Origin of the sequence: Breoghania corrubedonensis (genome assembly GCF_003053845.1) — a bacterium.
GTDB classification, from domain to species: domain Bacteria; phylum Pseudomonadota; class Alphaproteobacteria; order Rhizobiales; family Stappiaceae; genus Breoghania; species Breoghania corrubedonensis.
On sequence record NZ_QAYG01000008.1, the window covers coordinates 57,491 to 69,478 of the forward strand.

Annotated in this window: 9 protein-coding genes; 5 read left to right on the forward strand and 4 right to left on the reverse strand. The window is 63.2% G+C overall.

Annotated features, from left to right (window positions below):
* Positions 1-244: 244 nt before the first annotated feature.
* The 3 genes from C8N35_RS17865 to C8N35_RS17875 form a co-directional block, all read right to left on the reverse strand.
* The gene (locus C8N35_RS17865) at positions 245-1,384 is read right to left on the reverse strand and encodes an extracellular solute-binding protein (RefSeq protein ID WP_107991091.1); all 1,140 of its coding nucleotides are present in this window, start codon (positions 1,382-1,384) and stop codon (positions 245-247) included.
* 66 nt (positions 1,385-1,450) lie between these two features.
* Positions 1,451-2,236, reverse strand: a complete 786-nt coding sequence (locus tag C8N35_RS17870; RefSeq protein ID WP_107991092.1) for an ABC transporter permease — start codon at positions 2,234-2,236, stop codon at positions 1,451-1,453.
* On the reverse strand, positions 2,236-3,102 hold the full coding sequence (locus tag C8N35_RS17875) for an ABC transporter permease (protein WP_107991093.1): 867 nt from the start codon (positions 3,100-3,102) through the stop codon (positions 2,236-2,238). Before C8N35_RS17875 ends, C8N35_RS17870 begins: the two co-directional genes overlap by 1 nt.
* A gap of 95 nt (positions 3,103-3,197) precedes the next feature.
* Here C8N35_RS17875 and C8N35_RS17880 point away from each other — a divergent pair, with 95 nt between their 5' ends.
* From C8N35_RS17880 to C8N35_RS17900, 5 genes are all read left to right on the forward strand, one after another.
* A complete protein-coding gene (locus tag C8N35_RS17880) occupies positions 3,198-4,166 on the forward strand; it encodes a LysR family transcriptional regulator (RefSeq protein ID WP_210203584.1) in 969 nt (322 codons plus the stop codon).
* A 189-nt stretch (positions 4,167-4,355) separates the two neighbouring features.
* The gene (locus C8N35_RS17885; RefSeq protein ID WP_107991095.1) at positions 4,356-5,516 is read left to right on the forward strand and encodes an acyl-CoA dehydrogenase family protein; all 1,161 of its coding nucleotides are present in this window, start codon (positions 4,356-4,358) and stop codon (positions 5,514-5,516) included.
* A gap of 2 nt (positions 5,517-5,518) precedes the next feature.
* Positions 5,519-6,613 (forward strand): CaiB/BaiF CoA transferase family protein, encoded by a 1,095-nt coding sequence (locus C8N35_RS17890; protein ID WP_210203596.1) that lies wholly within the window; start codon positions 5,519-5,521, stop codon positions 6,611-6,613.
* A gap of 2 nt (positions 6,614-6,615) precedes the next feature.
* Entirely contained in the window at positions 6,616-7,434 is an 819-nt protein-coding gene (locus tag C8N35_RS17895) for an HpcH/HpaI aldolase/citrate lyase family protein (protein ID WP_107991097.1), read from the forward strand.
* 341 nt (positions 7,435-7,775) lie between these two features.
* A complete protein-coding gene (locus tag C8N35_RS17900; RefSeq protein ID WP_107991098.1) occupies positions 7,776-11,234 on the forward strand; it encodes a pyruvate carboxylase in 3,459 nt (1,152 codons plus the stop codon).
* 226 nt (positions 11,235-11,460) lie between these two features.
* On the opposite strand, the gene C8N35_RS17905 is transcribed toward C8N35_RS17900, so the two are convergent.
* Positions 11,461-11,928, reverse strand: coding sequence for a MarR family winged helix-turn-helix transcriptional regulator (locus C8N35_RS17905; RefSeq protein WP_107991099.1), 468 nt, complete (start codon positions 11,926-11,928; stop codon positions 11,461-11,463).
* Between the last annotated feature and the right edge of the window lie 60 nt (positions 11,929-11,988).

Consider the following 11,988-nt stretch of genomic DNA (forward strand, 5'->3'; position numbering starts at 1 on the left):
GAACAGAAATGGACAATCGGCCTCTCCGGAGGGGGCGAGGCGTCAGTCGGAGGAGGATTTTGCCGGTAAGAAGGCGGAACCCGTCGCCGATCCTTCGAGACGCACTCTGACGAGCGCTCCTCACGATGACGTCATCCTGAGAAGCCGTCGCAGACGGTGTCTCGAAGGATGGGCCCCAATCGCCGCCCGTACTCCAGCAACATCGTGCGCGGGAGGGGCGTGCGGCCCTCCCGCGCAGGTCGGCTCAGTAGCCCTTCTGGATCCGGCCGAACTTTTTCGACCACTCCTGCTCGTGGCCATTCCAGTAGGTCGGATCGGCGAAGGTGAGCCCGTCGAGTGTGCCCTTGGGATCGAAGGCCGGCAGGGTCGGGATCTTCTTGCCGAGATCGATCTTGGTCGGGTCGAGTGCCGGCGGGTAGTTCTGGCCTTCCGCCACCGCGATGGAGGTTTCCGGCGCCAGCATGAAGTTCAGCAGCTCCTCGCAGGCCTCCATCGGCGAGCCCTTGATCACGAACAGGCATTCCTGCCAGCCGAAACCGTTGGGCGGATCCATGTAGCCGATGTCGTGGCCCTGTTCCTGCAACGCGTAGATCCGGCCGGACCAGCCCTCGGTGACGTAGATTTCCTCTTCCGCCAGAAGGCTCATCAGCTCCGCGCCCGACGTCCAGTATTTCAGCGCAAGATCGCGGTGGGTGCGGATCGCATCCCAGATGGCGTCCATATTCTTCGCGCCGTTCGGGTCCTGGCCGGTCTGCAGCGAGGCGTACCAGATACGCGTGCGCCAGTCGCTCCAGCCGCCGATCTTGCCCTTGTAGGCGGCATCGATGAGGATCTTGGCGCCCTTTTCCTTCATCTCCTCGTCGGAGATGTGCTTGCGGTTGTAGGCAAGTCCGGTCGTGCCGTAGTCGTAGGGCACGCAGGAGAGCTTGCCGTCGGTCACCTTGCGAAAGACGTCGACCAGCTTGGGGATGACGAACTTCAGGTTCGGGATATTGTCCTCGTTGAGTTCCGAGGCGAGGCCCAGGCCCGCATAGCGGGCATAGTCGAAGACACCGGAGAGATGCGCGATGTTGTATTCGCCGGGCTGACTGGCCTTTACTCGCGAAATGTATTCGTCTGAGCCGCCGAAGGTACCGTCGACGACCTTGATGCCGGTCTTTTCGGTGTAGGGACCAAAGGCGTACTTGCGGAAGGCTTCGGAAACGACGCCGCCCCAGCCGTCGAAGCGGACCTGTTCCGTGGCCGCGAAGGCGTGGCGGGCGAAGGGCGTCTGGACGCCGTAGGCAAGGCCCGCTGCGCCGATCAAGCCTAAGAACTTGCGTCGGTCCAGATCGCCGTTCAGATAACGCTCCCTCAAGCGCTCATAGCGTTTCGTGTTGTCCATTGTCGTTCCCTTGTCTTTCTCGTGTCTGGATGGTGGCGTCTTTTTTGTATTCGGGTGCACGCGGTTCTAGCTGCCGCGTTGCATGGCGAGACGCCGGGCGATGGCCAGCCCCACGAGGGGCAGCCCGACGGTCAGGAAAATCATGACGGTGCCGAGTGCGTTGATCTCCGGCGAGATCGAATTGCGCAGCATGGCGAAGATCTGGGTGGGCACGGTCTCCACGCCGCCGGGTTTCCAGAACAGCGTGCCGGTGATGTCGTCGAAGGAAATGGTGAAGGCGAAGAGCATGCCGGCGAAGACGGCGGGTGCCAGCAGTGGCAGCGTCACCTGAAGAAAGGTCTGGATCGGGCTTGCCCCCAGGCTCAGCGAGGCTTCCTCATAGTCGCGCCGGATGCCGACGAGGCGGGCCTGCACGACGAGGATCACAAAGGGCAGGGTGAAGATCACATGCCCCATCAGCAGGAGCAGGAAGCTCTTGTTGATCGACAGGGCGTTCAGGAACAGCAGCAGCGCGACGGCCAGTACCACTTCCGGCACCAGGATCGGGGCGATCAGCAGTGTCGAGATGAGGTTGCGGCCGGGCACCCAGTAGCGCACCAGCGCCAGGCTCGCCAGAACGCCCAGCGTGGTGGAGACGACCGCCGTCAGCAGGCCGAGCACGATGGAAGTACGGAAGGCCCTGAGGATGGCGTCGTTGTGGGCGAGCTCGACAAACCAGCGAAACGACAGGCCGGTCATGGGGAAGGAACCGAACTGGCTGGCGTTGAAGCTCAACAGCACCACGACCGCCACCGGCAGGAACATGAAAAGATAGACGGCGAGCGCCCAGCCGCGAATGACTTGCCAACCCATCAGCCCAAGCCTTTCATCAGTTGGCCCATGCCGAGGAAGTGGTTGTAGGTCAGCACCAGCGTGCCAAGAACGGCCAACAGCATGAGCGAGAGGGCGGAGCCGAGGGGCCAGTTGAGCTGGGTAATGATCGCCTCGAAGACGAGATTGGCGAACATGGCGTCCGTCGGTCCGCCCAGCACCAGCGGTGTGATGTAGGTCCCGGCACTCAGCACGAAGCAGAGCAGCCCTCCGGCCGCGAGCCCTGGCAATGACAGCGGCAGGGTCACTTCCAGAAAGCTCTGCCAGCGGGTGGAGCCGAGGGAACAGGCGGCATCTTCAAGCGAGATATCGATGCTTTCCAGCGCCACGTACACGTTGAGGATCATGAAGGGCAGCAGGAAATGCACGAGGCCCAGAATGACGGTCGTCTCGTTGTAAAGCATCTGCAACGGTTCGTTGATGAGACCGATCTCGATCAGCGCCCAGTTCACCGCGCCGGAGACGCCGAGGATGTTGATCCACGACATCGTGCGGATGATGTAGCTGATCCAGAACGGAAGCATCAGCATGAGCAGCAGCAGCGCCTTGTTCCCCTTGGAGCGGGCGATGAAATAGGCCGCCGGATAGCCCATCACGGCGCAGACGAGGGTGGTGATGGCCGCGATGCGCAGGGTGGAGATGAGAATGTCGCGATAGAAGGGGTCGGAGAGCGCCTCGTTCCAGTTATCGAGGAAGAAACCCGTCTGATCGGCGCCGGTGGCTGTCCGCAGCCAGAACGAATAGACGACGATGAAGGCAAGCGGCACGAACAACAGCAGCGTTACCGCGACAAGTGCCGGTGACAGCAGGATCCAGGGTTGCCGCTTTTCGCGCGCCTCGACGCTCATGCTTTTGCCTTACGTGGAAATACCTTGACACAGAGTGAGCTCGAGCATTTCATTGATCAAATAGATAATCGAAATTCTAACTATTGATGAAATCAATGATTGGGGATGCACATCCACTCGGCGCCGAGCGTCTGGTAAGGGAACTTGACTGGAACCTTCTGAGAACTTTCGTTGTGCTCTCCCGCTCCCACAGCGTCAGCGATGCGGCGGAGCGATTGAGCCTGAAGCAGCCGACGGTCTCCAGTGCCTTGAAGCGGCTGGAGGACCGGCTCGGCAAGAAGCTCATCAATCGCAAGCCGGGGCATTTCGAGCTGACGGAAGCGGGCGAACTGCTGTTGAAGGAAGCCGTCGAGATTCAGGGCGCCATCCTGCGGCTCGGCACCTTGATGCGCGAGGTGGCCGACGAGGTGCGCGGCCATGTCGAGATCGCGATGGCGAGCCATGTCGTCTGTCCGCTTCTGGACGAAACGCTGTGCCGCTTTCACGAAATGCATCCGGCGGCGACCCTGTCGATCAACATTTCCGCCAGCAAGGACGCGCTCGACGCCGTGATGGCGCGCCGTGCCTCGCTTGCCGTGTGTCTGGTGCGCAATCGCAACGCGAAGCTCGAATATTCAAGGCTCTTTCGCGAGTTCTTCGGCTTCTTCTGCGGCCCCACCCACCCGCTTTTCGGGCGTTCGGGGCTGACAAAGGCCGATCTCGCCGGTCAGTCGGCAGTCAGTTTCGTAACCGATCGGCTGGAGGATGCGTTGCGGCCGGTGACGCTGATGCGCGCCGACGTCGATCTGCTCGACCGTGTCGTTGGCACTTCGGCGAACCTGGAGGAGGTCCGGCGGATGATCATCGCCGGACTTGGCGTCGGTCCGCTGCCCGTTCACGTGGTGGGGCGCGATCTCAAGGACGGTTTGCTCTGGCGCCTGCCGCCTTACGAGAATCTCCCGGCCATCGATGTCCATGTGGTGTGGAACCCGAGCGTCAAGATGAACCGTGCAGAGGCGGCTCTGCTGAAGATGCTGCTCGATCACATAGAGCGAACACCGATCGCGGAGCGGACGTATCTCTGAGGGCTCTGGTTCGGCATCGGCGAAGCCTTGTGCCTATGGCTCATTTCGTCGGTCATATCATATCGCTATGGGCCAAATCGCATTTCCGTATTTGGAAAGTGCCGAACTCGCCGCTTACTGATTGGCCAAAGGCTGGCACCCCCGAGGCGCCGGTACCGCCGTGACGATCAGGCCGGGCAGGAGAGACAATTGCTTCATTCTTCGGACAAGTACCAGGATATCCGCGATGCGGTGCGCGCGCTTTGCGCCGAGTTTCCGGACGAATATCACCGCAGGGTGGACGAGGAGCGCGCCTACCCGGAGGAATTCGTCGATGCCTTGACGAAGGCCGGGTGGATGGCGGCGCTGATCCCGGAGGAATATGGCGGCTCGGGACTGGGGCTCACCGAGGCTTCGGTGATCATGGAGGAGATCAACCGGGCGGGTGGCAATTCCGGTGCCTGCCATGGCCAGATGTACAACATGAACACGCTGGTCCGGCACGGCTCGAAGGAGCAGCGCGACTTCTACCTTCCGAAGATTGCGGCGGGCGAATTGCGTCTTCAGTCCATGGGCGTGACCGAGCCCACGACCGGGACCGACACCACCAAGATCAAGACGACCGCCGTGCGCAAGGGCGACCGCTATGTGATCAACGGCCAGAAGGTGTGGATCAGCCGCGTCCAGCACTCCGACCTGATGATCCTGCTCGCCCGCACCACGCCGCTTGCCGAGGTGAAGAAGAAGTCCGAGGGGCTTTCGATCTTCCTGGTCGACATCAAGCAGGCCGTCAAAAGCGGAATGACGGTCAAGCCGATCCGTAACATGGTCAATCACGAGACCAATGAACTGTTCTTCGACGATCTGGAAATCCCGGTGGAAAACCTGATCGGCGAGGAGGGGATGGGCTTCAAGTACATTTTGACCGGGCTCAACGCCGAGCGGGCGCTGATCGCGGCCGAATGTATCGGCGACGGCTACTGGTTCACCGACCGGGTGACCGCCTATGTGAAGGAGCGCAATGTCTTCGGCCGGCCGATCGGCCAGAACCAGGGCGTCCAGTTCCCGATTGCGGAAGGCTTCATCGAGATCGAGGCTGCGAGCCTGATGCGCTACGAGGCCTGCCGGCTCTATGATGCGGGCGAGCCCTGCGGCGCGCAGGCCAACATGGCGAAATATCTCGCGGCCAAGGCCTCCTGGGAAGCTGCCAACGCCTGCCTGCAGTTCCACGGCGGCTTCGGCTTCGCCGCCGAGTACGACGTGGAGCGCAAGTTCCGCGAGACCCGGCTTTATCAGGTGGCGCCGATCTCCACCAATCTCATCCTGTCCCATGTCGCCGAGCACATTCTCGGCCTGCCGCGGTCGTTCTGATGGTGTTGCCTCTGGAAGGACTGACGGTCGTCGCCATTGAACAGGCGGTGGCGGCGCCGTTCTGCACCGCGCGGCTCGCCGATGCGGGCGCGCATGTCATCAAGATCGAGCGGCCGGAAGGCGATTTCGCACGCGGCTACGACGATGTGGCGGCGGGGCAGTCGAGCTATTTCGTCTGGCTCAATCGCGGCAAGGAATCGCTGACGCTCAACCTCGCCTCGCCGAAGGGCAAGGCGCGGCTGAAGGAACTGCTCGGCGGTGCCGATGTGGTCGTGCAGAACCTGAAGCGTGGGGCGCTCGCCCGGCTCGGTTTCGATCCGGATGATCTCGTCAGGGACAACCCGCGGCTCATCGTGTGTTCGATTTCCGGCTACGGTGAAGGCGGGCCGCTGGCCGACCGCAAGGCCTATGACCTTCTGATTCAGGCCGAATCCGGGCTCTGCTCGATCACCGGCACGGCGGAAGGCCCGTCGCGGGTCGGGCTCTCCATCGTCGATATCGCCACCGGCGCCACGGCGCATGCGGCCATTCTGGAAGCGCTGATCCGGCGGTCGGTGACCGGCACGGGCGCGAACATCTCCGTCTCCATGTTCGACGTGATCGCGGAATGGCTGACCGTGCCGCTGCTCAACCACGAGGGCGGCAATCCGCCCAGGCGCATCGGCCTCGCCCATCCCTCGATCTCGCCCTATGGCGTCTTCGAGACGCGCGACGGGCAGCCGATCCTCATTTCCATCCAGAGCGATCGCGAATGGCGCAAGCTTGCCGAGGTCTTCATCGGGGATGTTGGCCTGGGAACGGATCCCCGGTTCGCGACCAACGTCGCACGTGTCGAAAACCGGTCCGAAACCGATGCCATCGTTGCCGAAGCGTTTGCGAGGCGGGATTGCGAAGATGCTATCGAGGCATTGTTGCAGGCGGATGTGGCCCTCGCCCGGGTCAACGACATGGCGGGGCTTTCCTCCCATCCGCACTTGCGCCGGATCACGGTCGACAGCCCGAACGGGCCCGTGAGCTTTCCCGCTCCTTCGCCGATCTTCGCCGATGAGGCGCGCGATTATGGTGCCGTGCCGGGTCTTGGCCCCGAGGAGAACTGACGATGACCGACAAAGCGAAACGCGATGCGGAGGCGATCGCCGCTATCCGCGCTCCGCTCTTTGTGCCTGCCTCTCGTGCCGATCGCTTCGCCAAGGCGGCCGCGTCGGGTGCGGATGCGGTGATCCTCGATCTGGAGGATGCCGTCGGTCCGGGCGAGAAGGAGGCCGCGCGCGCTCAGCTTGCCTGCGACTTCACCGACCTTCCGGTGCTCGTGCGGGTCAACGCGCATGGAACGCCGTGGCATGCGGCCGATATCGCCGCAGTCCGCGCGCTTCCGGTGTCCGCCGTTGTCTTGCCGAAGTCGGAGGATGCGGGCGAGGTTCGCAGCGTCGTGGATGCGCTCGGCGGGTCCGTGCCGCTTGTTGCGTTGGTCGAAACGGCGCAGGGGCTTGCCTCCGCGCGCGCGATCGCGGCGATTGGCGGTGTCGTACGGCTTGCGTTCGGGTCTGTCGACTATTGCGCGGATCTGGGCTGCGACCACCTGCGCGAGGTGCTGCTTCCCGCGCGCTCGGAACTGGTTCTGGCCTCGCGCTTGGCGCGGATCGCGGCTCCTATCGACGGGGTTACGACGGCCCTCGATGATGCCTCACTGACAGAGGCCGATGCCGCTCATGCCCGCAATCTCGGCATGAGCGGAAAGCTCTGCATCCACCCAAGGCAGATCGAGGCGGTGAAACGCGCTTTCGCGCCGGGGAAAGCGGAAATCGTCTGGGCCGAGAGAGTGCTTGCGGCCGGCGAAGGGGCTGTCGCCGTCGACGGCGCGATGGTGGATGAGCCGGTACGCATCCGGGCGCGGGCAATTCTTTCAGCGGTGCGTTGAAGCGCGCTGCTGCCAATCCTTGCCGATCCGATCCCGATTGCCCGCTTCATCGGCTGGTCTAAATGCCCGCTTTGCTATATGCGCATAAAGTGACCATGCCGGTTGAATGATGAAAGTCACACCAATCGACGGGTGTGGCGCAGGCCGGCTTGTGCCAGAACGAGCGAGGCTCCCGACCTCGCCCTGCCATCCCCTTGACCGGGAGGCATGAAATTTGCTCGGGTTTCCGGTGCGACCGGTCCGCCCGGGCGCGATGTGGAGTTGCCGGAGGGGGCACGACGACCGGGTTTTCATTTTCATTCGATCGGTTGCGGCCGGGTCCAATTTCAAGTGAAGGCAAGATGTCCGAATTCAGCAAGATTCTGATCGCCAATCGCGGCGAGATCGCGATCCGCGTGATGCGCGCGGCCAACGAATTGGGAAAGCGCACCGTCGCGGTCTACGCGGAAGAGGACAAGCTCTCGCTTCACCGCTTCAAGGCGGATGAAGCCTACCGGATCGGCGAAGGGCTCGGGCCGGTTGCCGCCTATCTGTCGATCAAGGAAATCATCCGCGTCGCGAAACACGCGGGAGCGGACGCCATCCACCCGGGATATGGCCTCCTGTCGGAGAACCCAGCCCTGGTCGACGCCTGTCGCGAAGCCGGCATCGCCTTCATCGGACCGTCGGCGGACACGATGCGCAAGCTCGGCGACAAGGCGAGCGCGCGCCGCATCGCGATCGAGGCCGGGGTGCCTGTGATCCCGGCTTCCGAGGTGCTGGACGACGATATGGATGCCGCCCGCAAGGTGGCGTCCGAGATCGGCTATCCGCTGATGCTCAAGGCCTCGTGGGGCGGCGGCGGTCGCGGCATGCGGCCGATCGCGGGACCGGACGAGCTTGAGGAGAAGATCCGCGAAGGGCGTCGCGAGGCGGAGGCCGCCTTCGGCAACGGCGAGGGTTATCTGGAAAAGATGATCACCCGGGCCCGTCATGTGGAAGTGCAGATCCTTGGCGATACCCACGGTAACATCTATCACTTGTGGGAGCGTGACTGTTCGGTCCAACGGCGCAACCAGAAGGTCGTCGAACGTGCGCCTGCACCGTATCTCACCCAGGCCCAGCGGGACGAAGTCTGCCGGCTCGGCAAGACCATCGCAGAGCATGTGGGCTACGAATGCGCGGGAACCGTCGAGTTCCTGATGGATATGGAGACACAGGCCTTCTACTTCATCGAAGTAAACCCGCGCATCCAGGTGGAGCACACGGTGACCGAGGAGGTCACGGGCATCGACATCGTGCGCGCCCAGATCCTGATTTCGGAAGGAAAGACGCTCTCCGAGGCGACCGGAATTGCCAGCCAGGCGGGGGTTGAGCTTTCGGGCAATGCCATCCAGTGCCGGATCACGACCGAGGACCCGACCAACAATTTCATTCCCGACTACGGCCGCATCACCGCCTATCGCGGGGCTACGGGCATGGGCATCCGGCTTGACGGCGGCACGGCCTATTCGGGTGCGGTGATCACCCGCTACTACGATTCCCTTCTGGAAAAGGTCACGGCCTGGGCGCCGACGCCGGAGGCGGCGATAGCCCGCATGGACCGGGCCTTGCGCGAATTCCGCATTCGCGGCGTCTCGACGAACATCGATTTCGTCATCAACCTGTTGCGCCACCCGACCTTCCTGAACGGCCAGTACCATACGAAGTTCATCGACGAGACGCCGGAACTGTTCGACTTCCAGGGTCGGCGCGACCGTGCGACGAAGATCCTGACCTACGTCGCCGACATCACGGTGAACGGTCATCCGGAAACGGCAGGCCGCCCGAAGCCCGCGGCAGATGTCAGGGTGCCGGTGGCGCCGGAGACACGGTGCGACATGCCGCCAGCCGGCACACGGCAAATCCTGGAGGAAAAGGGTCCGCAGGGCGTCGCCGACTGGATGTGTGCGCAGACACGGCTGCTGATCACCGACACGGCCATGCGTGACGGGCATCAGTCGCTGCTTGCGACCCGCATGCGCTCGATCGACATGGTCAATGTGGCGCCCGTCTATGCCGCGAACCTGCCGGAACTCTTTTCGGTGGAGTGCTGGGGCGGGGCGACCTTCGACGTCGCCTATCGCTTTCTGCAGGAATGTCCCTGGCAGCGCCTGCGCGATCTGCGGGCCGCCATGCCGAACCTTCTGACCCAGATGCTGCTGCGCGGATCGAACGGCGTCGGCTACACCAACTATCCCGACAACGTGGTGCGCGGCTTCGTCCATCAGGCCGCGACGTCCGGTGTCGATCTCTTCCGCGTGTTCGACAGCCTCAACTGGGTGGAGAACATGCGCGTCGCCATCGACGCGGTGATCGAGACGAACCGGATCTGCGAAGGCACGATCTGCTACACCGGCGATATCGGCAATCCGGACCGGGCGAAGTACGACCTCAAGTACTACCTCGACATGGCGCGCGAGCTGCGCGACGCGGGCGTTCATGTCCTGGGGCTGAAGGACATGGCCGGGCTTTTGAAGCCTGCCGTCGCCCGCAAGCTCGTCTCCGTCCTCAAGGAAGAGATCGGGTTGCCGATCCACCTGCACACGCACGATACGGCCGGCATCGCCTCGGCCACGATCCTGGCTGCGTCGGAGGCGGGTGTCGATGCGGTCGACTGCGCGATGGATTCGCTGTCGGGCAACACCTCGCAGGCGACGCTTGGCACCGTCGTCGAAGCTCTCGCCCGCAGCGAGCGTGATACCGGGCTCGATATCGACGCCATCCGCGAGACCTCCAACTACTGGGAAGCAGTGCGCGGTCACTACGCGGCCTTCGAGAGTGGTCTCCAAGCGCCCGCATCCGAGGTCTATCTGCACGAGATGCCGGGTGGACAGTTCACGAACCTGAAGGCGCAGGCGCGTTCGCTCGGGCTTGAGGAGCGTTGGCACGACGTCGCCAAGACCTATGCCGATGTCAACAAGATGTTCGGCGACATCGTCAAGGTCACGCCGTCTTCCAAGGTGGTGGGCGACATGGCGCTGATGATGGTCAGTCAGGGCCTCACGCGCGCGGATGTGGAAGATCCGACCCGCGAGATCTCCTTCCCCGACAGCGTTGTCGACATGATGCGCGGCAATCTCGGCCGGCCTTCCGGAGGCTTTCCGGAGGCACTACAGAACAAGATTCTGAAGGGAGAGGCGCCGCTAGAGGGGCGTCCCGGCAAATATCTGCCGCCGGTCGATTTCGAGGCAAAGCGTAAGGAGGCCTCGGAAGCCTCGGGCGGCGTGGAGATCGACGACGAGGATCTCAACGCCTACCTGATGTATCCAAAGGTCTTTGCCGACTACCGCAAACGGTTCGAGGATTACGGTCCCGTCCGGACGCTGCCGACGGCCACCTTTTTCTACGGCATGGAGCCGGGCGAGGAGATCAGCGTCGAGATCGATCCCGGCAAGACGCTGGAGATCCGCTGTCAGGCCATCGGCGAGACGGATGAAAACGGCAGCGCAAAGGTCTTCTTCGAACTGAACGGCCAGCCGCGCGTCGTCCGCGTGGCCGATCGTCTGCATGGCGGCGGCAAGGTCAAGGCGCGGCCCAAGGCGGAAGAGGGCAATCCGAACCACGTCGGCGCACCGATGCCGGGCGTCGTCGCCTCGCTTGCCGTGAAGCCGGGCGTCAAGGTAAGCGCCGGCGATCTGATGCTGACCATCGAGGCGATGAAGATGGAAACCGGTATCCACGCCCAGAGCGAGGCTGTGGTCGCCGCCGTCCACATCGCGCCGGGGGATCAGATCGACGCCAAGGATCTGCTGGTGGAGTTCGAGGCGGGGGAGGCCTGAGCAGGCTTTTCCAGTTCGTCCCGGGCATCGTCCGGGATGGAGGCCTGTGTGTCGTTTGTCGTGCGACCATACTTCGAGACGCCGTCTTGCGACGGCTCCTCAGGATGACGTTGTATGTGTTGATGTTCTCCGCAAGATCAGCCGTCCGGTACCCTCGTCTTGAGGCGCCGCGGGAAGACGGTGTCTCGAAAGATCGGCAACCCGGTCCGAAAACGGGTGCCGTGCCTTACTGAATCTTCTTCAGGATCTTCAGAAGCGAACGTCGCTCGGATTGGGTGAGGGGCGCCAGTGTCTCGTTCGAGACCTCGATGCCAATGAGTGCATTCTCCTCGAAAAGGTGCCAGCCGGCCTCGCTCAGGGAAATCATCTGACGGCGCCGGTCGTTGGGGTCGCGGGCGGTCTCTATCAGGCCGCGTGCGTGAAGTCGGTCAACGACACCCTTGGTGGTGGCGACATCCAGCCCGACGGTGCGGCCGAGCTGGTTTTGCGAAACCGAGCCCAGTTCGGTGAGCCGCGCCATCACGGCGAACTGCGTCGGCGTAAGGCCGCATTGGACCTTTTCTCCGAAAAGCACGGCGTTGCGCTGGTAGGCCTTGCGCAGGAGGTATCCGATCTGCTCGTCGAGCACGTAACCATGCGCGCGCGGATCCGCCGCCGGCGGCGTCTCGGGCTCTTTTTCTGCGTGATCGGACACAGTCCCTCCGCGGGTCTGTTCGCGCTGGTGGCGGATTGCCCTCGCGCGATGACCTCGCTT

Coding starts and splice junctions, on each gene's coding strand:
- C8N35_RS17865 (WP_107991091.1), bottom strand. CDS start 1,384: ATGGACAACACGAAACGCTATGAGCGCTTGAGGGAGCGTTATCTGAAC.
- C8N35_RS17870 (WP_107991092.1), bottom strand. CDS start 2,236: ATGGGTTGGCAAGTCATTCGCGGCTGGGCGCTCGCCGTCTATCTTTTC.
- C8N35_RS17875 (WP_107991093.1), bottom strand. CDS start 3,102: ATGAGCGTCGAGGCGCGCGAAAAGCGGCAACCCTGGATCCTGCTGTCA.
- C8N35_RS17880 (WP_210203584.1), top strand. CDS start 3,198: ATGATTGGGGATGCACATCCACTCGGCGCCGAGCGTCTGGTAAGGGAA.
- C8N35_RS17895 (WP_107991097.1), top strand. CDS start 6,616: ATGACCGACAAAGCGAAACGCGATGCGGAGGCGATCGCCGCTATCCGC.
- C8N35_RS17900 (WP_107991098.1), top strand. CDS start 7,776: ATGTCCGAATTCAGCAAGATTCTGATCGCCAATCGCGGCGAGATCGCG.